Raw genomic sequence first — 23,950 nt, 5'->3', positions numbered from 1 at the left:
CAGCGGCCCCCGCCTTCGCGGGGGCGACGGCTAGTTCCGGTCGTCTTACATCCCCACCCAGCTTGCCTTGACCCCCTCTTCGACCAACGTACCGTCGACGATCGCGCGCGGTTCAGACCGCGTGTAGCAGATCCGCCACCCTTCGGGGGTGCGGCGATAGCGGTCGTGATAGAAGTTGGCGAGCAGCCGGAAATCCCCGGTGCGCGGGTCAAAGGTCGCATAGCCCAGATTCCATCGGGCATGGGCCTCGTCGCCGTCGATCTCGATCTCGGCATTATGCCCCTGATGCACGTCGGTGATCGGCGTGGTCGCCGCCATCTGCGTGAACACACCGATCAGCCCGTCGAGGTCGAATTCGCCGATGGGCGGGAAATCGATCACCGCATCGACGGTGAAGCAGGCGCGGATCGCGCCCACATCCTTCGCGTCGCAGGCATTGAGGTAACGCGCCTTCAGGCGGCGGATGTCGCTTTCGGCTTCCAGCCGCGCGACGCGGGATTCAAGATCGGTCATCGATGGGGATTATCCTGGTTTCGGGGATGGGATGGTCGTCGGCGCCAATCCAGCGCAGCAACATCGTGCCCTGATGGTGCCCCGCGGTATCGATCCAGTTGCCGAAGCCCGGATCGCGCGGTGCGACGATCAGCGTGAGCGTGCCGTCGTCGTTCAGCCGCGCGCTATGTCCGTTCACATGGATGCGGTGGTAGCGATAATCGAGCGATTCCATCCAGTAATTGTCGAGCTGGAAATTCCAGAAGCTGCATGCGGGCACGCGCGTATCGATGCGCAGCATCTCGCCGGGTTCGAGCTGCCACCAGCCATGGAGGTAGAAGATCGTCGGATCGCCGCCCGCGCGAAAAAAGGGCGACTGCTCGATTGTCGCCAGCTGGTTCATCTGGTTCGCCCGGAAGTCCTCGGTCCACTGGACGAAGGTCCGCGCGGTGCCGGCAACAAAGGCGGTGGTACGTTCGAGTGCCGCCGTGAGCGTGTCGGCGGACAGCGGCGCGGGGTAGGCGGGGCCGCCGATCGCCTCGATCGCGACCGTCGCGGGCACTTCGTTCGCGCGGTCGAGAAAGGTCTGGCGCACGATCACCATCGAGCTGTCGTCGGCAAGCGGCAGCCAGTTGCCGTCCGCCTTCTCGCGGCTGACGATGATCTCGAACGATCCGTCGGGGGCGACAACCATATCGGCCGAATCGATCTCGCCCGTCGAGGCCATCGTCCCGTCGACGGCATAGCGATTGGCCTTGGTGCCAAAGCTCAGGATCGGCACGCTGCCGCGCTGGCCGCGGATGCGGTAGCGCCGCGCCCCCGATATGGTCGCGTTCATATAGATATTGTCGGGATTGTCGGCGCCGATCTTCGCCGTTTCGTGCGACGCGGCGTAGAAGCTCGGGAAATCGGGATCGGCATGCTCGAGCTGCATGTCGAGCGCGATGCGCAGCAGCCGCGTGAGGTAGCGATAGCCCTCGGCACGGTCGATCGGGTTGGCGGCGGCCTCGGCGCCGGTGACGATCTCGCCGGCGGCTTCCAGCCGCCGGCAGAAATCGCTCCAGACATTGGGCGACAGGATGCGGTCGTTTGTCATCGTCATGGCGCCATATATTGGCCGCCGTTGACGTCGAGCGTCGCGCCGGTGACCATTTTCGCATAGTCGGAGAGGAAGAAAAGCACGCTCTTGGCGCAATCCTCCTCGGGCGGAATGACGCCGAGCGGGATGCGCCCGGTGATCTCGCCGATCACCGTGTCGCGGTCCTGTCCGCCCGCGGCGGCGCGGTCGATATAGTCATAGACGGGCTTGCCGCCGATCCAGCCCATCCGCGTCGCATTGACCCGGATGTTATAGCGGCCAAGATCCTTGGCCATATGTTTGGTCATGGTCGTGAGGCCGCCCTTGCCGGTGGCATAGCCGCCCTCGCCGGGGAAGGGATTGACCTGCGACATGGTGGCGACATTGACCACCGCGCCGCCGCCTTGTGTTTTCATGGCGGGAAGCACCGCCTGCGTCATCCGCAGCGCGCCGAGGCAATTGACGTCGAACACCCTCGCCCAATCCTCGGGATCGGCCTCGTCCACCGTCACCCACGCGCCGTGGATATAGGCGGTGTTGACCAGCCCATCGATCCGCCCGAACGCCTCGGCCGTCGTTTGGGCGAGCGCCGAGCACTGGCCGGCATCGCCGACATCGGTCGGCACCGCGACGGCCTCGCCGCCGTTCGCGCGGATCTCGTCGGCAACTTGATCGATGAAATCCCTGTTGCGCGCGCCGAGCCCGACTTTCGCGCCCTCGGCGGCGGCGATCCGCGCCATCGCCTGCCCCATGCCGGGGCCGACCCCGCTGATGATGACGACCTTGTTCTCAAGCAGGCTCGGCATATTCTTCTCCCGCAAATATGTCCTTGAGTCCGGGATCGAGCGCGTTGCCGACCTCCGGGCAGTGCGTACCCGACGGGCCATACATCGCGGCGACGCAGCGGTTGCACGCGGTGCAGCCCGAAACCGTGCTTGCCCCGCTTTGCCATTTCGCGATCATCGCCGGATCGTGGATCAACGCGCGCGCCAAAGCGATCGCGTCAAATCCTTCGGCGGCCGCCTGCCGCGCCCCGGCGAGCGACTGGATGCCGCCCAGATAGGCGAGCTTCATCGGCGTCGGGCCCAGCGCCGCCTTCAGCTTCAGCGCCGATTCCATCAGATAATTTTCGCGGAACGGCGGCAGCTTCGGCACGCTGCGTTTCAGGATCGCGAATTGCAGCTTTGCCAGCAGCCCGCCCTGCATCGCGGCAAGGTCGTCATAGGGCAGCGCGCTGCCGAACATCGCCCAGGTGCTTTCGATATTGCGCCCCGCCGACAGTATCAGCATGTCCGCCCCCGCCGCTTCGAGCGCGCGCGCGGTCACAATCGCGTCGTCCACCGTCGCGCCCTTTGGCACCGCATCGGTCAGGTTGATCTTGGCGAGGATCGCGAGCCGCCCGCCGGTCGCCTGCTTGACCGCCGCCAGCACCTCGGCGGGAAAGCGCGCGCGGTTCGCGGCCGATCCGCCATAGCCATCCTTGCGGAAGTTGGAGAGCGGCGAGATGAACTGGTTGAGCAGATAGCCATGCCCCATATGGATTTCGAGCGCATCGAAACCCGCCTGCTCGGCCAGCTCCGCGGCGCGCACGAACTCGCCCGCCACCATCTCCATGTCGGCGCGCGTCATCGCGCGCTGGAAAAAGCGGCCCTTGAGCACTCCCATCTTGTCGATCCCCGCCGACGCCGACATCGCGCGCGGGGTCGACAGGTCGTCGATCTGGCAGAAGCTGCCGCCATGGGTGATTTGCACCGACGCCTTCGCGCCCGCGGTGTGTATCGCATCGGTGACCGCGCGGTAATGCGGCACGCTCTCGCTGCTCAGCATCCCTTGCCCGGGCAGCGTGCGTCCGTCGGGCGAGACCGCGAGATAGGCGAGCGTCGTCATCCCCACGCCGCCGCGCGCATAGGCGCGGTGAAAATCCATGAGTGCGCGGGTGGGGAAGGTCGCCTTGCTCATCATCTCGTTCGCGCCCGAACGGATGAAGCGGTTGCGCAAGGTGATCGGCCCGATCCGCACCGGGTCGAAGGGATCGGCGATACCCACGGCCGTTTGCATCGCCGCCCGCCCGTCAGCCGAGCTTCGCGCGCATCAGGGCTGCCCCATCAGGCTTGCCGGCGCGCCGGGAAGGAAGGGCTGGTAATAGCCCGCCGACCAGCCGCCATCTACCGCCAGCTCGGCGCCGCTGATATAGCTCGCATCGTCGGAGGCGATGAACAGGCTGGCGCGCGCAATTTCCTCGGGTTCGCCGATCCGCTGGAGCGGCACGCGCTCATAGCCGACATTGACCGCGTCGCCGGTCAGCCCGGTCGGGTTGCCCATCTGGGTGTTCACACCGCCGGGATGGACGGTGCAGACGCGAATGCCGCGCGGCCCCAGCTCATAGGCGAGCGATTTCGACAGCCCGCGCACTGCCCATTTGCTGGCGGTATAGGCCGACAGGCCGTTGCAGCCGCGCAGACCGTCGACCGACGAGATGTTGACGATGACGCCGCGGCCGGCCTCGATCATCGCGCGCGCGGCATATTTCGCGCCGAGCATCGTTCCCATCACATTGATCGCGAGGACGCGCTCGATGTCCTCGGCGGGCATCGCCTCGATCGGGCTGAAATGGACGATCGCGGCATTGTTGATCAGGATGTCGAGCTTGCCGAAGCGCGCGACCGTTTCGGCGGCCACGCGTTCCCAGTCGGCGTCCGATCGCACGTCGAGCTTCTGGAAGACGGCACTCTCGCCGATTTCGGCCGCGGTTTCCCGTCCCTTGTCCTCAATCACGTCGCACAGCACCACCTTGGCGCCCTCGGCCGCGAAGAGCCGGGCGGTCGCGGCGCCCATGCCCTGGGCCGCACCCGTTACGATCGCAACTTTACCTGCGAGTCTTGCCACGCATTTTCTCCTGATTTCTGTTTGTGCTGCCGCCCTCAGGCGACCTTTTGTTCGAACGGCGCGGACAAGGTGCCGCGGGTGACGTGCGTGCCGTTGACGCGCTTCTGGAATTCCTCGGCGCGCGCGCGCGGGTTGTAGAATTGGCGATACCAGATGCGCAATTTGCCGATCGGGCCGTCGCCTTGCACTGCCATCGGATTGATGCACGGCTTCTTGTTCGACCAGATTTCGAAATCCTGCGCAAAAGCGGCGCAGGCCGCGGCCTGGTAGGCGCGCGCCATCGCGACATCATCGGCGGTCGGTTCGGCATTGGGCACCTTGACCAGCAGCGCGTGCCAAACCTTCACCACCCCGTCGTCGACCGGGGTGTGCGCGATCATGATGATCGACGGGAATTGCCCCGACATGCGCGATTGCAGGATGCCCGGCCCGGTGTACCAGGTGTCGGTTTCGAGCGGGGCGTCGCCCTGAAGCGTGCGATGCCCCGCGCGCAGCCGCTGGACGACGCGGTGGCCGTCGAAATCATTTTCAAAGACATCGACGGCATCATTGCCGTGGACGGGTTCGAAATGGGCGCGGTCGGCCATATTGTCGAGGATCTCGACCGGATGGCTGGCGAGTTCGCCCAGCCGGTCGAGATCCCATTTCACCCAATGCGGCTGATAATATTCCTCGAACGTCGGCAGGTCATATTCGGGCTCGAGCCCTTCGGGATCGTGCCACATCCAGATGCAGCCCGCGCGCTCGATTACCGGCCAGTTTTCGAGCTTGGCCGCCGCGGGGATCTTCTGCGGCGAATAGGGGATCTGGTTGCACTTGCCGTCGGGGCCAAATCGCCAGCCATGATAGGGGCAGCGGATCGATTCGCCCTGCACATGCTCATTGTCGCGGATGACGAAGCTCGTCTCGTTCTTCGCCAGATGCGCGCCCATGTGCGGGCAATAGGCGTCGACCAGATAAACCTGCCCCGACTCGCCGCGGTAGAGCACGCGGTCGCGGCCAAAAAAGCGGACGGCGAGCGGGGTCGTCCCTTCCAGTTCGGCGGCGGCGGCGATCATGAACCAGCCGCGCGGAAACGCTTGGTCGCCCAGTCCATAGTCTGCGGTTGTCGCCATCGGAAATCTCCCATTCATGCCCGGTTTTGCATTGAGCATTGTCACTATGCGTTTTGAAAACTTGTAATATCATCGCATTTCGATAACATATCTCACTATTATCGACATTATGCAATATTTTGTGGTTCAAGGAGGGTGGAGATGGGTGAAGGTTCGCAGTTTCCCGACGGCGCGACGCTGATTTTCGGCGCGACCGGCGGCATCGGTGCCGCCGTCGCGGGCGAGTTCGCGGCGGCGGGAAGCGACGTCGCGATCGTCTGGCGCTCGAAACAGGCGGATGCCGAGGCACTGGCCGCCCGCATCGAGGCGTCGGGCCGCAAGGCGAGCCTGCACCGGTGCGACGTCACCGACGACGCCGCGCTGGCCGCTGCCATCGCCGACGCCGTCGCGGCGCACGGCCGTATCCACACTGTGCTGTGGGGCGCCGGCCCGCTCGTCGCGCAGGTCCACATCGCCGAAACGACGCCCGAACAATGGCGCCGCGCGGTCGATGTCGAGGTGCATGGCTTTTTCGGCGCCGCGCACATCATCCTTCCGCACATGCGCGAGCAGGGCGGCGGCTCGTTCGTCCATCTGGGTTCGGCGGGCGCCCTGCGCTGGCCCGACAAGGATGGTCTGTCGGTCGCGCCCAAGGCCGCGAACGAAGCGCTCGTCAAGGGCATCGCACGCGAGGAGGGGAAATATGGCATCCGCGCCAACAGCATCCTTGTCGGCGTGATCGAGGCCGGCATGTTTCTCGAACTGTCGAAACAGGGCGTGTTCGACGACGCATGGACCGCCGAGGTCCACAAGAACCTCGCGCTCAAGCGCTGGGGTCGTCCCGAGGAAATTGGTCATGCCGCTGTCTTCCTTGCCTCGTCCAAAGCCGCCTACATCACAGGTCAGCAAATTGCGGTCGCGGGGGGTTACGGGGTCTGATCGAACGGCCGGACCCCGGACCCGATCACGCCGTCACGGCCTCCATTCCGAACGCTTCCCGCAGACCCTTCGCCGCGGTTCCGACCGCGATGTCGGCTTGCGGCAGCATTCCCAGCATGCTGGCGAAACCGTGGATCACGCCGGGAACCTGGCTGTGCCGCACGGCGACGCCGGCGGCCTTCAGGCGCTCGGCATAGGCGTTCCCCTCGTCGCGCAGCGGATCAAATTCGGCGGTGATGACCGTTGCCGATGGCAGGCCGGCAAGGCTGCCGGCGCGGATCGGGGCGGCAAGCGGTTCGGGCGCGGCATTGGCATCGCCCAGATATTGGGCCCAGAACCACTGCATCATCGCGCCGCTGAGCAGATAGCCGGCGGCATTTTCGGTATAGGATGCGCGGCTGAAATCATTGTCGATGACAGGATAAAGGAGCAGCTGGTGCGCGATCGCGGGACCGCCCTCGTCGCGCGCGGAAAGGCACAGCGCGGCGGACAGGTTGCCGCCGGCGCTGTCGCCGCCAACCGCGATCCGGCTGGGGTCGATGCCCAGCGCATCGGCCCGGTCCGCCACTGCCGTCAGCGCGGCACGCATCGTATCGAGCGCCACGGGATAGCGATGTTCGGGCGACAGCGGATATTCGACAGAGAGCACCGCGATTTCGGCTGCCGAGGCAAGCGCGCGGCACAGCGGGTCATGGGTCTCGATGGTCCCGAACACCCAGCCGCCGCCGTGCATGAAGAAAAGCAGCGGCAGCGTTTCGCCCGGCGCCGGATGGTACAGCCGCGCGCGAACGGGTCCCGCGGCGGTATCGAGCGTGACGTCGCGCACCTCGGCGATATCGGCCTTGAACGCCGGCATGGGCTGTTCGTCCCCCAGCCGGAATGCCGCGGCATCGAAAGGCGGATTCATGTGCGGCAGGGTGTTGATCATATCGAGCAACGGCACAAGGGCGGGGTCAATGGGCATGGCAAAGCTCTCCTGTTTGTGGGATGGAATGGACCGGAATGAAGGGACGATGGTGAGGGCGAACGGCGATACGGCGGAATTTTCGGGGCTGCTGTCCGACCTGTTCGGCGGCCTGCTGGCGGATGTGCCGTGGGAGGATTTCCTGCGCCGTCTCGCGCTCTATCTCGACGGCACCTATGCGACGCTGATCCTGACGATGCCCGGCACGAGCAAGCCCGGGACGATTGTGACGCCCGACGCCGACCCGCAAACGAGCGAGGAGTATGTCGAAAGTTTTTTCGCCAGCGATCCGTTCAAGGGGTTGCCCGAAGGCAAGGTCCTGTCCTTCACCGACTTCGTGCAGGGCGCGGCGCGTGCAAGCGATTTCTGGCGCGATTTCCTCGAAGCCGCCGGGGGGGACCAGATCCTTGGCGTCGACCTGCGTTTCGACAGCGGTTTCGAGGCGCGGCTTCGCGTCATGCGCGACAACAGCCGCAGCGACTTCGGCGCCGCCGAGCGCGATGCGCTGCAGGCGCTCGTCCCGCATCTGCGCCATGCGATCCAGCTGTTCGAACGGCTGCAGGCGTCGGGCGCCGAACATGGCGTCTATCGCGGCGTGGTCGAACAGATGGGCGTGGCCGCGATCACCCTCGACCATGATGGCAAGGTGATCCGCACCAACGCGGTTGCCGAGCGGTTGCTTGCCGGGGGAGACGGGCTGACGCTGGCGGGCGGGCGCCTCCGCCTGGCGGCGGGCCATGCGCACCGCACGCTCGAAAAGCTGCTGAAATTGCTGAGCGCGGAGGCCGATCCCGCCGCCTCGCCGCCCCAGCGCTTCCGCATCGAGCGGCCGTCGGGACAGCGCGATCTGGGCGTTGTGGCCAAGGCGGTGACGACGCCGGCCTTCATGCGCGGCGGCAAGGGCGCGGCGCTGGCTTTGTTCATCAGCGATCCGGGGCAGGATGCGACGCCCGATCCCGAGGCGATCCGCGACCTGTTCCAGTTGACGCGGATGGAGGCGATGCTGGCCGCGGCGCTCGCCGGCGGCGGTTCGCTGGTCGAAGCCGCCGACCGTCTGGGCATCGCGCACAACACCGCCCGGTCGCACCTGCGATCGATTTTCGCCAAGACAGGGGCACGGCGGCAATCGCAGCTTGTGCACCTGCTCCACGCTGGAATGACCGAATTGGGAGGTTCCAGCTAAGGGTGTTGCATCTTTCTGCGTGGATGATAGCATACAAAAATACGAATATCGTGCGTAATATATAAAAATGCTATCATAATGCAGAGAGGATGTGCCGTGAGTGAGGCAATTGGCCAGGTGCCGAATCGCGACGTGCTTGTCGCGCGAGCGTGCGAGCAGGCAGGGCTTTCGGATTTCGGTGACACCTGGTTCTTCGCCAATATCGACGCGCTGATCCCCGCGCTCAATACCGAAGCGCGGCTCAGCGAGGCGGGTGTTGCAAGCGCCTCGGCGATGATCGTGAACGGCCTCGTCAATCGCCTGCGCCATGTCGACCTCGTCAAGCGCCATCCCGAAATCCTGGGTGAGCAGGTCGAGGTCGCTGCGGTGGTCGTCGGCCTGCCGCGGACAGGCAGCACCATGTTGCACCGCATGCTCGCATCGGCGCCGGGGATGACCGGCACGCGCTGGTTCGAGACGCAAAATTACGCCCCCTTCCCGGGGGAGGAGCATGGCAACCCCGAACCGCGGCGCGAAGCGGCACGCGGTTTCCTCGACTATATGCTGGCGACGATCCCCGATCTGATGTCGATCCATCCGATGAGCATCGACCAGCCCGACGAGGAATTGATCATCCTCGGCCAGCTCTATTCGAGCACGATGATAGAGGGGACTTACCATGTCCCGGGCTATGCGCGCTGGCTGACCGAAAACGACCGCATCCAATGCTACCGCGACCTCAAGCAGATCCTCCAGTCGCTGCAATGGCAGGACCAGAGCCGCGCGGATGCGAAATGGGTACTCAAGACGCCGGGCCACCTGCTCGCGCTTGACGCGGTGATCGAGGTGTTCCCCGAGGCGAAGATCGTGATGACGCACCGCGATCCGGTCGCGACGGTGCCGAGCTATTGCAGCATGGAGCACAGCCTGTACCAAATGGTGTCGGACAGCGTCGATCCGGCGAGCGTCGCCGCTTTCTGGGTGCCGCGCCTTGCCGAGCTGCTCGATCGTTTCATGGCGGTGCGCGGACAGGTCGCGGGGCAGAATTTTATCGATGTCCGCTACGCCGACCTGCTGGGCGATCCGATCGGTGAGGGCGTGCGCGTGCTTGAGGCCGCGGGGGTCGATGTCACCGACGCGGTGCGTGCGGGCATGGCCGAATGGATCGAAGCGAACAAGCGCGAGGATCGCGCGCCGCACAAATATGCGCTTGAGGATTTCGGCTTGGTCCGCTCGGATGTAGAACAGCGTTTCGCGGCCTATCGAGCCGCCTTCCTGGAGGGGGAATAGATGATGACCGAAGCCGTCAATCTCGCTGCGATCGAAGAGATCCGGTTGCTCAAGGCGCGCTATGTGCGCGCGCTTGATACCAAGGACTGGGCGCTGCTGCGCAGCCTGCTCACCGACGACATGATCGGCGACTTTCGCGAAATGCCGGGTGAAACCGATGAGGGATTGCTGACCACCGGTGCCGAGGCCTTTGTCACAGGGGTCGCCGCCACGCTGGAAAATGCCACGACGGTCCATCATGTCCACAGCTTCGAAATCCGCTTCACCGGCGCGCGCGACGCCGAGGGCATCTGGGCGATGGACGATCATTTCTGGGCGGGCGAGGGAAGCGACCTTGCCGGCCGCTCGCGCCACGGGTTCGGACATTATCACGATTGCTACCGCAAGGCGCGCGGACGCTGGCTGATCGCCAGAACCCGGCTCAGCCGCATCCGCGTCGAGCGCGACTGACGCGCGCTCCGGCTCATTCGGGCATCGGCGGATAACTGGCCAGATAGCCCGCATCGACGACATGCGACTGCCCGTTGATTCCGCCCGAGCGCGGGCTGGCGAGGAATAGCGCGACCTCGGCGATATGCTGCGGCAGCAACACGCCGCCATAATCGGGAAGCGCGAGCGTGTCGGCCGGCTGAATCGGGGCCTGCTCGGCCACCCCGAGGATCGCGGTCGCGACCGGCCCCGGGCAGATCGCGTTGACGCGCAGGCCGCGCGCCGCGAAACTCTGCGACGTCGATCGCACCAACCCGATCACGCCATGTTTGGCGGCGCTATAGGCGGCCGCCACATTCAGCCCGATGACGCCCGAGGTCGATGCGGTTACCACCGCCGCGCCGCCACGCTCGAGCGCGGGCAATACCGATTGCAACCCCAGCCATGCGCCTTTGAGGTTGATCGCGACCATATTGTCGAAGGTCGCGGTGCCCGATTCCTCGAAACCCGTCTGCGCATAGGCGCCGGCGTTCAGGAAGGCGGCGTCGAGCCGTCCGAAATCCTGCTTCGCCGCGGCAACCATCGCGTCATTGTCGGCGGCGCTCGCGACATCGCAGCGAATGGCGCGCGCGCGGCCGCCCTTGGCGCGGATCGCCGCGGCGATCGCCTCGGCGCCGGCTTCGTTGAGGTCGGCAACCACGACCGCGGCGCCCTCTTCGGCAAAGCGCAGCGCTGCCGCGACGCCGATTCCCGAAGCGCCGCCGGTTACCAGCGCAACCTTGCCCTCGAACATGCCCATTGCGATCCTCTCTCCATCCATCGTTGCCCGATTTCGTAGCACCGGCAGGCCCCGGCGAATTGATCCAATTGGACGAGGAACGGCCGCGAGGCGGCGCCTTATGCTCGCGAAAAATTCGGGATAGCGGAGAGGACCGGACAGCCATGAAATTCTCGATCATTTACGAAGCGCAGATGGTGGACACCTCGCGCGATAATGAAGCGCGCTGCTTTCACGAGATCGTCGAACAATCGCTGCTCGCCGAGGCGATGGGCTTCGACACCGTCTGGGCGGTCGAACACACCGCGCTAACCCAATATGCGCATATGTCGGCGCCCGAGACCTTCCTCGCCTTCCTCGCCGGCAAGACGACGCGCCTCGGCATAGGCCATGGCGTCGTTTGCCTGCCGCCCGCGATGAACCATCCGGTCAAGGTCGCCGAGCGCATCGCGACGCTCGATATTCTCTCCAAGGGCCGCGTCCATTTCGGCATGGGCAAGGGCGGCACGCAGCAGGAGGCGGGAACTTTCGGCTATGACCTCGGCGCGCTTCAGCCGATGATCGATGAATCGATGTACCTGATTCCCAAGATCATGGTGCAGGACGAGATCGAGCATAACGGCGAACATATCCAGATTCCGCGCCGTCCGATCCATCCCAAGCCGTACCAGGACCCGCACCCGCCGCTTTATATGGCGTGCACCCGCGCCGATGCGCTGACGACCGCCGGGGCGCGCGGCATCGGTGCGCTCGTGCTCGGCTTTGCTGGGCCCGACGACATCGCGAGCAAGAATGCGATCTATCGCGCGGCGTGGGCCAATCGCAAGGCCGCGGACCAGGTCGGCTTTCGCCCGACCGAACATCTCGCCGCGCTCTGTCCGGCGCTGGTGCTCGACGACCGCGAAAAGGCGCGGCGCATTGGCCTCCGCGGTCAGCGATTCTTCGTCGAATCGCTCGGCTATTGGTATCAGGGCGGCCCCAAGCCGACGGTCGAGGATTTGTCGGGCGACGAACAGGCGGCGATCCTCCAGCAGGAAAAGGCGGCGGTCGTCGCCTATCTCTCGGAGGAAAAGATCAGCATCGGGTCCGAGCATACCGGCGCTTATGAGGAGGTCGCCGACGCTTACGGCACCGCCGACGACTGCATCCGCTATGTCCAGCGCCTGTTCGATGCCGGCGCCGACGAGATCCTCTTCCTCTTCCAGATGGGCGCGGTGCCGCACGAGGCGATCATGGAAACCATCCGCAACATCGGAACCCACGTCATCCCGCATTTCAGGGCGCGGCAAGCCCCGGTGATGGAACAGGTCGGCGCGGAATGATGCGCGCGATAGTGATCAACGGGTTCGGGGGTCCCGAACAGCTGGTGTGGGACGACCTGCCGATGCCCGAACCGGCGGCGGGCGAGGTGCTGGTCCGGGTGCTTTGCGCGGGGGTGAATCCCGCCGACTGGAAAACGCGGGTCGGCAAGCTGTCGGCCTATATCGACTATCATTTTCCGTTCGTGCTCGGTTTCGACTTCGCCGGCATCGTCGAGGCGGTCGGCGAGGGGGTCGATGGTTTTGCGCCCGGCGACCGCGTCTTCGGCATGTCGAAGCAGGGGCAGGGGCGCGATGGCTCCTATGCCGAATATTGCATCGCCGACGCGGCGTTCCTCGCCCCCCTGCCGAACGGATGGAGTTTCGCGCAGGCGGCCGCGCTTCCGGTCGCGGGGACGACGGCCTATGGCGGGCTTGTCGATGTCGGCGGATTGTCGGCGGGGCAGACCGTGCTCATCAACGGCGGCGCGGGCGGCGTCGGCAGCCTCGCTATCCAGATCGCGCACGCGCTCGGTGCGCGTGTCGCCGTCACCTGCGGGCCCGACAATATGTCCTATGTCCGGGGTTTCGGCGCCGATCATGCAATCGATTATCGCGCCGGCGATGTTGCACAGGCGGTGCGCAAATGGGCGCCGGGCGGGGTCGACCTTGTGCTCGACGCGGTCGGGCTCGACAGCTTGCTCCCGTCCGCCGTCGATATTGTCGCGCCGGGCGGCCGCTATGTCGAAATCGCTACTTTGGCATCGCAGGCGAGCGCCGATGAGGTCGCGCGGGCTGCTGCGAGCGGGGTGAGCATCCTGTCGAACATGAACGCGGTGATGCGCCTGCCGCAGCATCTGAAGGAACTGGCCGCGCTATGCGCTACAGGCGGGGTGAAGCCGCCCGCGATCGAGATCATGCCGCTGGGCGACGCCGCCGAGGCACATCGTCGCATCGAAGGGCAGCACGTCCGCGGCAAGATCATATTGGAGGTAACGCCGCATGACGACTGGTAACGCCGCCGCCGCGCCATTGGTTCATGCGATCGACGAGATCGTGACGAAACCGGGCGAGGGCAAGGCTCTGCTCGACGACTATCTGGCACGCTATGCGCCCGGCGCGCGGGCGCGCGGGATGGCGCTCGAACAGATTCTCGTCAGCCCGCCGATGTGGCTCGACGACCAGTCCAACACTCTCGTCTTTCGCTGGTCGCTCGCCGGTGCGGGGGCGTGGTGGCAGATGCGCTTTGTCGGCGGAAACGACCCCGATGTCGCCGCATGGTGGGCCGACGTCGATGCGTGCGCGGTCAGCCGTCGCCGCTTCTTCGCGTCGGACCCCGCCGACATCGAAAGGCTTTGCGATGTATAAGCTGACCCGGCTCGTCACTCTCGCCGACCCCGCGAGTGCGTCGGCGTTGGCCGATGAGATACACGCGCTGGCGGCGGCGCATTTCGCATCGCGCCAGCTTGTCGCTCCGGCGTTGCCCGGTAGCCATTTCGGCGGCGACCTGATCGCGCATTTTGCGTTCGACGATGCGGCGAAGCGCGCGGACTTCGACGCGGCGCTCGCGCTGCTGCTCGCCGCGCCCGCAGTCGCTTCGGTCGATGGCGTCGCCTATGAGGGTGGGGCAGGCGGGCGGTCCGATCCGGAGCTTGCGAACGGCGTCTACCGCGTGCTGCTGCTCAGCATCGACGAAGGCACCGACCCCGCCGTCGTCGCGCGTTTCGAGGCCGAAACGCGGATGATGCCGCATTACATCCCCGCGATCCGCAACTGGCAGCTCAGCCGCGCCGACGACGCGATCGGCGCGCGCCGTTGGACGCACGTCTGGGAACAGGCATATGCCGATGCCGGCGGGTTGATGGGGCCATATATGATGCACCCTTATCATTGGGCGCGGATCGATCGCTGGTTCGACCCCGAATGCCCCGACCGCATCGTCGACGCGCGGCTCTGCCACAGTTTTTGCGCGATGGAAGCATCCGTCCTGTAGCCGCATCCTTGAATCGCATGGCGCCGGCATCGATCCGCGGGCATGGTGACCGCGACGAAAGGCGGCGCGAATGACGGCGGCAGAGCGATTGCATACGCAGAGCAACTATCTGGTCGAGGCGCTAAAGCGCGTGTTGAAAGAGCGCGGGCTGACCTATGCCGATGTCGCTGCGGCGCTCGGGATCAGCCATGCCAGCGTTCGCCGTACCTTCGCGCAGCATAGCTTCACGCTCGCGCGGATCGGCGAAATCTGCGAACTCGCCGGGATCAATTTTCTCGAGCTTGCGCGGCTGGCCGACGCGGCGCGGCCGGCGATGCCCGACACACTCTCCGACGTTCAGGAGCAGGCGCTGGTCGACGATCCGCTGGCGCTGTTCTGCTTTCACCTCGCGCTCGGCGGCTGGACCGTCGACCGGATCGAGGGGGACTATGCGATCGACCAGACGGTGCTGGTCCCCGCGCTGCTGAAGCTCGAGCGCATCGGGTTGATCCAGCTGCTCCCCGGCAACGTCATCCGCCTGATGACCGCGCGCAGCATCAGCTGGCGCCGGGGCGGGCCGATGCGGCGTTTCTTCGACCGGCGGGTGAAGGAGGAGTTTCTCCAATATGACTTCTCGGCCCAGGGATCGATCTGGGAGTTCGAGATTGGCGAATTGTCCGACGCCTCGCGCATCCTGCTCGAACGCCGGCTTGTCAGCCTGTTTCGCGAAGTGCGCGACCTGATCGCGCGCGATGCCCTGCTGCCGCCGGCGGTCAAGACCAATGTCGGCCTGCTGATCGCGTCGACCCCGATCCCGCTGCCGATGGTCGCGCGCGATGTCGCGGCGGGGGCGTTCGGTTCGGAAAGTCGCGAACGCCGCTCCTTCAAGGATTAAAATTCGCTACAATCATGCGATCCTCTCGGCGGCACGAAGCAGTGGCGCGATACCGGCTGCAAGTCGGTCTCGATGCCGGCGTCGGAGGGAGAAATTTGATGTCGGCAATCGCCATGCAGCCGCCTGCGATGCGCGGGGGTGTCCCGTTCCTCGGTCACCTCACGGATTTCTTCAAGGACCCCGTCGGCTTGCTGCGCAAGGGCTATCAGGACCATGGCCCGATCTATTCGTTCCGCATGGGCGGGCGGAACATGGTCGTGATGCTCGGCCCCGACAACAATCGCTTCGTCTTTCAGGAAACCGACAAGCTGCTGTCGATCCGCGAATCGATGCCTTTTTTCCACAAGATGTTCTCGCCCAACTTCTACTCCTTCGCCGAGATGGAGGAGTATCTGAACCAGCGCGCGGTCATCATGCCGCGCTTCAAGGCTTCGGCGATGAAGCAATATGTGCCGGTGATGGCCGAAGAGGCGATGGCGCTTTGTCATCGCCTTGGCGACAGCGGCGAATTCGATCTCGTCTCGACCCTCGGGCCGGTCGTCATGGACATCGCGGCGCACAGCTTCATGGGGCGCGATTTCAAGCAAAAGCTCGGCCATGAATTCTTCGAGCTGTTCCGCGACTTTTCGGGCGGGATGGAATTTGTCCTGCCGCTCTGGCTCCCGACGAAGAAGATGCGCCGCAGCCAGGCCGCCAAGAAAAAGCTGCACCAGATCCTCGGCGACTGGATCAGGCAGCGGCGCGCGCGTCCGGTCGAGCCGGCCGATTTCTTTCAGGACATGGTGGCGTCGACCTATCCCGACGGCCGCCCGATCCCCGACGAACTGATCATCCACATGATCCTGCTCTTGGTCTGGGCGGGGCATGAAACAACCGCGGGGCAGGTCAGCTGGGCGATGATCGATATTCTCCAGAACCGCGAATATCAGGATGTGCTGCGGGGCGAGATCGCCGCCATATTGGGCTCGGCATCGGGGGCCGATCTCAGCTGGGAACAGGCGATCGCGATGCAGAAGATGGATCTGGCGCTGCGCGAAACCGAACGATTGCACCCGGTGGCCTTCACGATGATCCGCAAGGCGGCCGCCGACTTCCAGCGCGACGGCTACCAGATCCGCGAAGGCGACTGGATCCTGCTCGCACCCTCGGTCAGCCACCGGATGAGCGAAATTTTCGACCGCCCCGATGACTATGATCCCGAACGCTTCAACACCGAACGCGCGGATACCAAGGTCGAATCGAACAGCCTGATCGGCTTTGGCGGCGGCATGCACCGCTGCGCCGGGGTTAACTTCGCGCGGATGGAGATGAAGGCGCTGATCGCCATCCTGCTCCAGCGCTACGACATGGAATTGATCGACACGCCGCGCCCGATCGCCGGGGCGGGCACCTATTGGCCCGAACAGCCCTGCCGGGTGCGTTACAAGCGCCGGACCATGGCTGCGCGCGCGCCCGCCGATCTGGATGGGGTTGCTGCGGCGGCGGGATGCCCGGCGCACGCGAAAGGCAAAAACTGATGGCGCGCGTCACTTATGTCCAGCCCGACGGCAGCGAAAAGACCTGCACCAACTTTGAAGGCATGGCGGTCATGCACCTTGCCATCGGCAATCTTGTCGACGGGATCGATGCCCTGTGCGGCGGGGTGCGCCAATGCGGCACCTGCCATGTCTATGTCGACGACGCCTGGGTCGAGCGAGTCGGGCCGCCGGGCGAGGAGGAGGCCATCATGCTCGATGCGCTGGCCGACTTTATCGAGGTCACGCCGGGCAGCCGGCTGAGTTGCCAGATCCATATCACCGAGGAACTGGACGGGCTGCGGGTTCATGTCCCCAAGGAACAGCCCGGGATTTAAACGGGTTAAGGGCGGAAACTGGGGCGGCTTTTGCCGCCCCTTTTTTGTCTGCGCACCACACCACCAAAAGGGGGTGTTGGATTACCTTCATGCGTAGATATATATTGCGTATATTACGCATCACATGATATTTGATCAAAAAACGGCGCATAATACGCCATAATCGATAAGCAAAAGGGATGGGACTGATGAAGGTACGCACACATCGTCGCACGCAGATGGCCGCCATCGCGCTGATCGCGCCCTGGATCGCCAGCGCCGCGCAAGCGCAGCAGGCCGAACAGGCGCCGCAGGCCGAGGATGCCGCGTCCGAAGGGCTCAGCGAAATCATTGTCACGGCGCAGAAACGTTCGGAAAGCCTGCAGGACACGCCGCTCGCGATCAGTGCGATCAACGCCGAAATGATCGAGCAGCGCGGCATCACCAGCGTCGCGGCGCTGGGCAGCGCGGCCCCCAACCTCATCATCACCGAAACGCCGTCGGCAACGGCCAATCCCTCGATTTCGATCCGCGGCATCGTCGACAACGACCCCATCCTGACCGCCGATCCCGCGGTCGGGCTCTATGTCGACGGCGTCATCGTCGGCCGGTCGGCCGGCGCGCTGTTCGACATGATGGACCTCGAGCGCGTGGAAATCCTGCGCGGGCCGCAGGGCACGCTCTATGGCCGCAACACCACGGGCGGCGCGGTCAACCTGATCTCGGCCAAGCCGTCGAAGGATTTCGGCGGCCGCCTGCAGGTCGGTTACGGCAGCTTCGACGAATATATGGTGAAAGCGCTGCTCGACACCGGCGAACTGGGCGACACGGGCCTGGCGCTGAAGCTCGGCTTCCTGCACAGCCAGCGTGACGGGACCGTCGACAATCTGCTTGAACCGTCGGACAAGCGCGATCCCGGCGCGCGCAACACCGACGCCGTCCGCGCCGCGGTGCGCTTTGACAAGGGCACCGGCTTCACGGTCGACTATGTTTTCGACTCCAGCGACCGGAACGGCCGCGCCAACGCGTTCCAGTTGCGTGCGATCCGCCCCGACATCCTCGAATATCTGAACTTCTCGCCCGCGTTCGGCGGGACCGCGCCGCAGGTTTCACCGGATCGACTGTCGCAGATTCGCCTCGATCGCGACGGCAATGCCCATGACAAGGTGCAGGGCCATGCGCTGACGCTCAACCTCGAGATCGGCGACGCGACGCTGCGTTCGATCACCGGCTATCGCAAATGGGACAATGTGAGCGAGAGCTCGGATCTCGACGGCAATGGCGGGCTGATGGGCTTTATCGCCGCGCCGACCTTCGGGGTCGCACCGATCGACCTGTTCCACACCAGCAACGAACGGCACCAGAAGCAATTCTCGCAGGAATTCAACCTGATCGGCTCGATCGGCGACGATTTCGAATATGTCCTCGGCGGCTATTATTTCCGCGAGCGCGCGACAGAGAATAATCCGCAGGGCTTTACGATCATTCTGCCGGTGTCCGCCGTCATCCCCGGCGTCCCCGCGCTGCCTATCGCGCCGGGCATCACGCTGAACAGCATCGGGCTCAACCTCGACACGCTGCTTTCCTATCGCCACGTCTCGCGTTCGATGGCGGCGTTCAGCCAGGTTACCTGGAAACCCACCGCGCTCGACAGCCGGCTGAGCATCACCGGCGGCATTCGCTATACCGAAGACAAGAAGCATCTGACCCAGTCGGCGCCGCTGCCAACCGCGCCGCGCGATCTGACGCGCAAGTTCAATCGTCTGAACTGGCTCGCCAACATCTCCTATGACTGGAGCGACGACATCATGACCTATGCCCGTGTGAGCACGGGCTACAAGGCGGGTGGCTTCAATGCCCGTGCGGCGGATAACAACGGTTTCAATCCCGAGGATCTCGTCTCCTATGAAGTCGGGTTCAAGAGCGAGCTGTTCGATCGGCGCCTGCGGTTCAACGTCGCGGCCTTTCACGCCATCTACGACGATCTTCAGGTGCAGCAATTCCTTGCCGGTACGGGCGGGGCAGCGAGCACGACGGTCAACGCGGCAAAGGCCACCTACACCGGCATCGAGGCCGAGGTTCTGGCCCAGATTGCCGACGGGTTCACCGTCGACGCGTCGTTCGGCTATACCGACCGCAAATATAAGAAGTTCACCTTCGTCGATCCGATGACCGGCGTCCCCGCCGACATTTCGGATGTTGCCAAGTTCCAATATTCGGCCGCGACGACCGCCAATGTCGGCGCGCAATATGAAACCGGGCTCGGCAATTTCGGGAAACTCATTGCGCGCACCGACTGGAGCTATCGCAGCAAGGTCTATTGGCACCCGGTCAATCCGTTCAACGAGGAAATCTCCGACGGCGGGGTCGGGCTGCTGAGCGCGCGGCTCTCGATCACCGACATCGCGGTCGGCGGTGCGCGTGCCTCGATCGCATTGTGGGGCAAGAATCTGACCAAGGAAGATTATCTGCTCTCGGGGATCGACTTCGGCTCGCTGGGTTTTGCCGGCGTCATGTATGGCGATCCGCGCAGCTATGGCGTCGAGCTCGGCTTCAAATTCTAGGGGCTTGCCAGCACTGATCTGGGCAAGCCGGGCGTCGCCGATAGGCGGCGCCCGGCTTTCGCTATTTCGGTGCTGAAGCCGCGACGCCGCTCCGCGTCCGATACATCGCTTCGGCGCGGGCTTTGAGTGCGTGCGCGGTGTCGTCGAAGGCGCGTTTCACCCAGGGGCCGGCAAAGCGCATGACGTGAATTCCATGGGGCCCGAGAAAGGCATCGGTCGAATGATAGGCGCAGGCGTCGTCGCCCAGGGGCTCGATGACCTGATCGCGCCGCGCCGGATAGGGCCAGGCGTCGTCATGCGGCAGCTCCCATGACAGCAACCGTTCGAGTTCGAACGCGCAGACATATTCGCAATTGGGAAAGACCGTATCGGGTTCGGTATAGCTTTTGAGCGTCATGTTGACCGGTGCGCCCATCGCGAGCGTCGATTCCGCCGCAATGCAAAAGGGGTTCCATTCGCCATAGCGGGGAAGGTCGACCAATATCTCCCAGACGATCGCGGCGGGGGCGTCGATTTCGACGCGCTCCGAGCGAACGATGGCATCGGGATCGAGGCGGGTCAGCGATTTATCGACATCGCGCATGGCTTATCCTTTCCGGTTTTCGGGGTTCTAGCGGGCGAAGGGCCGAATATCGAACTGGCTGGTCGGGATGCAGTCGATCCGGTCGAAATCGATGAAGCGCGCGCAGCTTTCCATCATCAGCCGCTGGTTCTCCGCCAGCCGCGCGGCGTCCCCCACCGCGTCGAAATAGACCGCCTCGTCGGCCAGCGCAGCGGTGGGGAAGCATTCCTCCACCATCGCGACATAGGCGGGCGCGCCATAGCTCAGCGGCCGCACAATCAGATTCTGGATATATTCGAAGTTGCTTTGCGTATCGACCGCGATCGCCGAATGCTGGCGCTGCCAGGCGTCGCGCCAGCCATCCCAGCTCAGCCGTGGCGGCAGGCCCAGAAACACGATCTGGGAAAAGCCTTCGGTCCGCGCGCCGGGCGTCGGCGGATGCAATGTGTTCGCGATAATGGTGGATTCACTCGCCAGCCAGGCGGCGTGACGCGGGGCGGCGTCCGCGACGATCGCGTCCGCGGCGGCGCGCTCGGGATCGTTCGCGCTCGGTAGCCAAAGCTGGATTACGGCGTCCATCTGCGGGCGGGTCGAGGTCATGCGCGGCGAATTGCCGGTCGCGACGCGTTCATCCTGCACATTGATGCGCACCGCGTGCGCCAGTCCGCCAAGCCGCGAAGCGGCATCGCCTAGCAGCCGCGCGTTGAAGCGCGCGCTTTCCTCCGCGCGGTCTTTCCACAGCGCGTAAATGACCTTTTCCATAATGCTCCCTCAGGCTGCGAAGTCGAAAATGGTGACGGGATTGCTGCCGTCCCAATCGCGGGCCGCCGCTGTTCCGGTCGCAAAGCCTTCGCGGATCGTCGGCGTCGCCTCGATCAGTTCGAGCAGGATCGCGGGTTCGTCGGGCGCCTCGAGATAGGCGACGCGCGTTGCGCCGCCCCCGCTCTCGGCGCTGAAGACGGGAACGAGGCCCGCGGCGGCGGCATCCGTCGCGGCGGCCGCGACATCGTCGACCAGCCAGGCGACATGGTGCATGCCCACGCGCACGCGGCCATTTGCGTCATGATAGGGTGAGGGGCCGGTGCCGTGCGGGGCGATCAACTCGATCTGCGTCTCGCCTTGATAGGCAAGTCCGACATCGATCCGGACCGTCGCGGGCGCGCCGCGATAGTGGCCGTCAAGCGTGACGTTGCGATAGACGGTCCAGGGGCCGACGCCCGCGAGCAGGCGCCATTGGTCGATCGCGCGATCGAGATCCTCGGTCAGCCAGGCGATCTGGCCGATCGGGCCGTGGCCCGCGATTGTTTGTATCCTCTCCATTCTCGGCGCTTTCCTTGTTTTTGTGCGTTGCGTTTACGGCGTCTCCTGCGCCGCCCACGGATCGGGAAGCCCGGGATCGGTGCTGCGGATGACGTGCTTGAGCAGATGCTTGAGCAGCGCGGTCTCATTCTCGTCGAAAGCGCCCAGCGCGTCCTCCTCGGCCGCCTTGGCGGCGGCGGCGAGTTCGACGAGGGTGCGCCGGCCGGTCCCGGTCAGCCAGAGCCGGTCGGTCGGATCGGTCCGGACGATGCCGCGTGCCGCGAGCGATGCGATGCGATCGGGCGTGATGTGCGCGCCGGTATAGCCGATCACGCCTTCGATCTCGGCTGCGGTGCGTCCGTCGTTGATGCCGAGCACGCTCAGGATGAAGTGATCGGTGGCGTCGAGATGATGTTCGCTCAGGCTTTTCTGCATCCGCCCATAGAGCTGGAAATGCGCGCGGCCGAGCAGATAGCCGAGAAAATCCTCGCCAAAGCTGCCGGCGGGCTGCGCGCCGGTGTCGCAGGCGGTGAGCATCGCGGCCTTGCGCGCGGCCAGCGCATAGCGGCCACCATGGAAAAGCAACGGCCCGCGATCTTCATGGTCGAAGGCGATCACCTCGCCGACGAAGATAATGTGGTCGCCGCCTTCATATTGATAGGCGGTGCGGCACTGGAAGCGCGCAGTGCAGCCGGTGAGCAGCGGCACGTCGCTTGCACCGCGCTCGATCTGGAGCCCCGCAAACTTGTCCGCGCCGCGCTTGGCGAAACCGTTGGACAGCGCCTCCTGATCGGCGGCGAGGATATGCACCGCGAAATGCGACGCACCCCGAAACGCATCCATGCTCTGCGACGTGCGCGCGAGGCTCCACAGCACCATCGGCGGATCGAGCGAGACCGAGTTGAAGCTGTTGGCGGTCAGCCCGCAATCGACGCCCGCGCCGTCGCGCGTCGTGACGATCGTGACCCCGGTCGTGAACGCGCCGAGCGCGCTCCGGAATGCGATGGCGTCGGAATTGGCGGCCATGACCTTTTTTGCTCCTCATCCGGCCGCGTCTGATGGGCGGGTACATATCGACCCTATCGCCCGGTCCCGGCCGCGCATCGCTCAATTGGACTAGATAGGACGCTGGATTGCGGCTTTGCCCGGCGCGCCGCCACCCCCTTATGGGGGCGGGTCAGCCGAGGACGGCGACGCTGCGCAGGATCAGGCGAACCAGATCGGCCTGGCGGCTGACCCCGGTCTTGCTGAGGATCGTCTTGCAATAGCTGCGCACCGTATTCTCGGTCAGCTCCAGCTTGGCGGCCGCTTCCGCCAGGCTGAGCCCGGTCGCGAGCAGCGCCGCCAGATGCGCCTCGGAGGGCGTGAGGTCGAAAATCTGGCTGACCAGTCGTTCGAGCGGCTGGTTGTTGTCGAGCCCCGACACATAGACCACCGCGGCTGGGCCGGCCTCGTTGCTGTAGCGCGAGGGGGTCTCGATCGTGCGCACGAGCACGCCCAGATGCCGGTCAATATCCGCCTCGATACGCAGCCCTTCGGCGAAGCTGCCGCCATCGCGGTGGGCCGAGATCGCCTTGCCGATCAGTTGCTGGAGCTGCGTGTTGCCCGTCTTGCTCGCGAGCACGAGGCGGTCATCGGCGGCGCGCAGCGCGCTGCTCGATTTGATCAGCGCGCGGCCCGCGCTGTTGGTGCGCAGGATGCGGCCCGCGCCGTCGAGGATGAAGGTGCAGAGCGTCAGCCGGTCGAGCGTGTCGATCATCACCTGAAGCTCGGTCTCGTCGCGGCGGATGCGCGAGAAGAGCGCGAGCGACTGTTCGAGATGCGGGCGCAGCGCGAGCAGCACCTGCTTGTCGTCGTCGGTGAAGTCTTCTTCGCCCGGACCGTTGGTGAGCCCGACATTGCCCTCCCACCCGCCGGGTTCGGAAATATACATGCCGAGCTGATATTCGATGCCATAGGGCTGCAATATCTCGCGATAGAAGCGATTGCCGCGAAGATCGTCGGGCGAGATCACTTCGCTCAGCCGGTAAATGTCGCCGGCCTTCGTCAGCGCGTTGCGCAAGGGGTCGAGATCGCCGAGTTCGGCATGGACCGCGTGAATCCGGCGCGCCTCGCGCTCGTCGATCACGGGAGGTGGTCCCCAGATGATCAGCGGCGGTGTGCCTTGCCGGCTGAGGCGCAGCGTGATCGCCGCGCTGGCGCAGCGCATCCGCCGGCTCAGCGCTTCGAGGAAGCCCAGCCACGGCGTCGCTTCGAGCGGCCCGCGATAGAGCAGTGTTACCAGCTCATCGACTTCGGCCAGAGGTTTCCCGATCCGCATTCCGGCTTCGCTTCCCATTCGCACCCAGTCGCCCGATAATTATGAGGAGTCGGGCTCCATCCGGCAATGACCTGTCGGGGCCCGCGCGGCAAGGGGC

General features: G+C 65.0%; 25 protein-coding genes. 12 read left to right on the top strand and 13 right to left on the bottom strand.

All coding sequences use genetic code 11. The features are described from left to right. Positions 1-45 precede the first annotated feature (45 nt). The 6 genes from V6M50_RS08945 to V6M50_RS08920 are packed head-to-tail and all read right to left on the bottom strand — an operon-like array spanning position 46 to position 5,571. On the bottom strand, positions 46-513 hold the full coding sequence (locus V6M50_RS08945; RefSeq protein WP_332818210.1) for a nuclear transport factor 2 family protein: 468 nt from the start codon (positions 511-513) through the stop codon (positions 46-48). After that, positions 500-1,594, bottom strand: a complete 1,095-nt coding sequence (locus V6M50_RS08940) for a DUF1214 domain-containing protein (RefSeq protein WP_332818209.1) — start codon at positions 1,592-1,594, stop codon at positions 500-502. The genes V6M50_RS08945 and V6M50_RS08940 overlap by 14 nt, the downstream gene beginning before the upstream one ends. Further along, positions 1,591-2,376, bottom strand: a complete 786-nt coding sequence (locus V6M50_RS08935; protein WP_332818208.1) for an SDR family oxidoreductase — start codon at positions 2,374-2,376, stop codon at positions 1,591-1,593. Before V6M50_RS08935 ends, V6M50_RS08940 begins: the two co-directional genes overlap by 4 nt. Beyond that, positions 2,360-3,628: an NADH:flavin oxidoreductase gene (locus V6M50_RS08930; RefSeq protein WP_332818207.1), complete on the bottom strand. Its 1,269-nt coding sequence runs from the start codon at positions 3,626-3,628 to the stop codon at positions 2,360-2,362. Before V6M50_RS08930 ends, V6M50_RS08935 begins: the two co-directional genes overlap by 17 nt. Positions 3,629-3,661: 33 nt before the next feature. Next, complete coding sequence (locus tag V6M50_RS08925) at positions 3,662-4,456, bottom strand: SDR family NAD(P)-dependent oxidoreductase (protein ID WP_332818206.1); 795 nt, start codon at positions 4,454-4,456, stop codon at positions 3,662-3,664. A gap of 35 nt (positions 4,457-4,491) precedes the next feature. Further along, entirely contained in the window at positions 4,492-5,571 is a 1,080-nt protein-coding gene (locus V6M50_RS08920) for a Rieske 2Fe-2S domain-containing protein (protein WP_332818205.1), read from the bottom strand. A 141-nt stretch (positions 5,572-5,712) separates the two neighbouring features. On the opposite strand from V6M50_RS08920, the gene V6M50_RS08915 reads away from it, so the two are divergent. Continuing rightward, positions 5,713-6,489, top strand: coding sequence for an SDR family NAD(P)-dependent oxidoreductase (locus V6M50_RS08915; RefSeq protein WP_332818204.1), 777 nt, complete (start codon positions 5,713-5,715; stop codon positions 6,487-6,489). A 25-nt stretch (positions 6,490-6,514) separates the two neighbouring features. Here the strand turns inward: V6M50_RS08915 and V6M50_RS08910 are convergent, their stop codons facing one another. Further along, the gene (locus V6M50_RS08910; RefSeq protein ID WP_332818203.1) at positions 6,515-7,453 is read right to left on the bottom strand and encodes an alpha/beta hydrolase; all 939 of its coding nucleotides are present in this window, start codon (positions 7,451-7,453) and stop codon (positions 6,515-6,517) included. Here V6M50_RS08910 and V6M50_RS08905 point away from each other — a divergent pair. The 3 genes from V6M50_RS08905 (at position 7,452) to V6M50_RS08895 (ending at position 10,355) form a co-directional block, all read left to right on the top strand. Next, entirely contained in the window at positions 7,452-8,636 is a 1,185-nt protein-coding gene (locus V6M50_RS08905; RefSeq protein WP_332818202.1) for a helix-turn-helix transcriptional regulator, read from the top strand. The genes V6M50_RS08910 and V6M50_RS08905 overlap by 2 nt on opposite strands. Before the next feature lie 96 nt (positions 8,637-8,732). Continuing rightward, the gene (locus V6M50_RS08900) at positions 8,733-9,905 is read left to right on the top strand and encodes a sulfotransferase family protein (protein ID WP_332818201.1); all 1,173 of its coding nucleotides are present in this window, start codon (positions 8,733-8,735) and stop codon (positions 9,903-9,905) included. Next, the gene (locus V6M50_RS08895; protein WP_332818200.1) at positions 9,906-10,355 is read left to right on the top strand and encodes a nuclear transport factor 2 family protein; all 450 of its coding nucleotides are present in this window, start codon (positions 9,906-9,908) and stop codon (positions 10,353-10,355) included. Positions 10,356-10,368: 13 nt separating this feature from the next. Here the strand turns inward: V6M50_RS08895 and V6M50_RS08890 are convergent, their stop codons facing one another. Beyond that, positions 10,369-11,133: an SDR family NAD(P)-dependent oxidoreductase gene (locus V6M50_RS08890; RefSeq protein ID WP_332818199.1), complete on the bottom strand. Its 765-nt coding sequence runs from the start codon at positions 11,131-11,133 to the stop codon at positions 10,369-10,371. Between the two features lie 143 nt (positions 11,134-11,276). On the opposite strand from V6M50_RS08890, the gene V6M50_RS08885 reads away from it, so the two are divergent. From V6M50_RS08885 to V6M50_RS08850, 8 genes are all read left to right on the top strand, one after another. Continuing rightward, entirely contained in the window at positions 11,277-12,434 is a 1,158-nt protein-coding gene (locus V6M50_RS08885) for an LLM class flavin-dependent oxidoreductase (RefSeq protein WP_332818198.1), read from the top strand. Next, entirely contained in the window at positions 12,431-13,426 is a 996-nt protein-coding gene (locus V6M50_RS08880) for a quinone oxidoreductase family protein (protein WP_332818197.1), read from the top strand. The genes V6M50_RS08885 and V6M50_RS08880 overlap by 4 nt, the downstream gene beginning before the upstream one ends. Then, positions 13,413-13,778: a hypothetical protein gene (locus V6M50_RS08875; protein WP_332818196.1), complete on the top strand. Its 366-nt coding sequence runs from the start codon at positions 13,413-13,415 to the stop codon at positions 13,776-13,778. The genes V6M50_RS08880 and V6M50_RS08875 overlap by 14 nt, the downstream gene beginning before the upstream one ends. Continuing rightward, positions 13,771-14,403: a Dabb family protein gene (locus tag V6M50_RS08870; protein WP_332818195.1), complete on the top strand. Its 633-nt coding sequence runs from the start codon at positions 13,771-13,773 to the stop codon at positions 14,401-14,403. Before V6M50_RS08875 ends, V6M50_RS08870 begins: the two co-directional genes overlap by 8 nt. Before the next feature lie 70 nt (positions 14,404-14,473). Continuing rightward, positions 14,474-15,277, top strand: coding sequence for a helix-turn-helix domain-containing protein (locus V6M50_RS08865; RefSeq protein ID WP_332818194.1), 804 nt, complete (start codon positions 14,474-14,476; stop codon positions 15,275-15,277). Between the two features lie 98 nt (positions 15,278-15,375). Further along, positions 15,376-16,794: a cytochrome P450 gene (locus V6M50_RS08860; protein WP_332818193.1), complete on the top strand. Its 1,419-nt coding sequence runs from the start codon at positions 15,376-15,378 to the stop codon at positions 16,792-16,794. Beyond that, positions 16,794-17,129 (top strand): 2Fe-2S iron-sulfur cluster-binding protein, encoded by a 336-nt coding sequence (locus tag V6M50_RS08855; protein WP_332818192.1) that lies wholly within the window; start codon positions 16,794-16,796, stop codon positions 17,127-17,129. Before V6M50_RS08860 ends, V6M50_RS08855 begins: the two co-directional genes overlap by 1 nt. 188 nt (positions 17,130-17,317) lie before the next feature. Then, positions 17,318-19,672, top strand: a complete 2,355-nt coding sequence (locus V6M50_RS08850) for a TonB-dependent receptor (RefSeq protein ID WP_332818191.1) — start codon at positions 17,318-17,320, stop codon at positions 19,670-19,672. Positions 19,673-19,733: 61 nt separating this feature from the next. On the opposite strand, the gene V6M50_RS08845 is transcribed toward V6M50_RS08850, so the two are convergent. The 5 genes from V6M50_RS08845 to V6M50_RS08825 form a co-directional block, all read right to left on the bottom strand. Next, positions 19,734-20,255, bottom strand: a complete 522-nt coding sequence (locus tag V6M50_RS08845; protein WP_332818190.1) for an SRPBCC domain-containing protein — start codon at positions 20,253-20,255, stop codon at positions 19,734-19,736. Between the two features lie 27 nt (positions 20,256-20,282). Beyond that, positions 20,283-20,996: a hypothetical protein gene (locus V6M50_RS08840; RefSeq protein ID WP_332818189.1), complete on the bottom strand. Its 714-nt coding sequence runs from the start codon at positions 20,994-20,996 to the stop codon at positions 20,283-20,285. A 9-nt stretch (positions 20,997-21,005) separates the two neighbouring features. Continuing rightward, positions 21,006-21,554, bottom strand: coding sequence for a VOC family protein (locus tag V6M50_RS08835; RefSeq protein WP_332818188.1), 549 nt, complete (start codon positions 21,552-21,554; stop codon positions 21,006-21,008). A gap of 33 nt (positions 21,555-21,587) precedes the next feature. After that, entirely contained in the window at positions 21,588-22,559 is a 972-nt protein-coding gene (locus V6M50_RS08830) for a flavin reductase (RefSeq protein WP_332818187.1), read from the bottom strand. Between the two features lie 151 nt (positions 22,560-22,710). Further along, the gene (locus V6M50_RS08825; RefSeq protein WP_332818186.1) at positions 22,711-23,853 is read right to left on the bottom strand and encodes a helix-turn-helix transcriptional regulator; all 1,143 of its coding nucleotides are present in this window, start codon (positions 23,851-23,853) and stop codon (positions 22,711-22,713) included. Positions 23,854-23,950 lie beyond the last annotated feature (97 nt).

This window comes from Sphingopyxis sp. (assembly GCF_036675685.1).
Taxonomy (GTDB): Bacteria; Pseudomonadota; Alphaproteobacteria; order Sphingomonadales; family Sphingomonadaceae; genus Sphingopyxis.
Note: the sequence above shows the minus strand (reverse complement) of the source record. Positions and strands in the feature narration are given on the sequence as shown.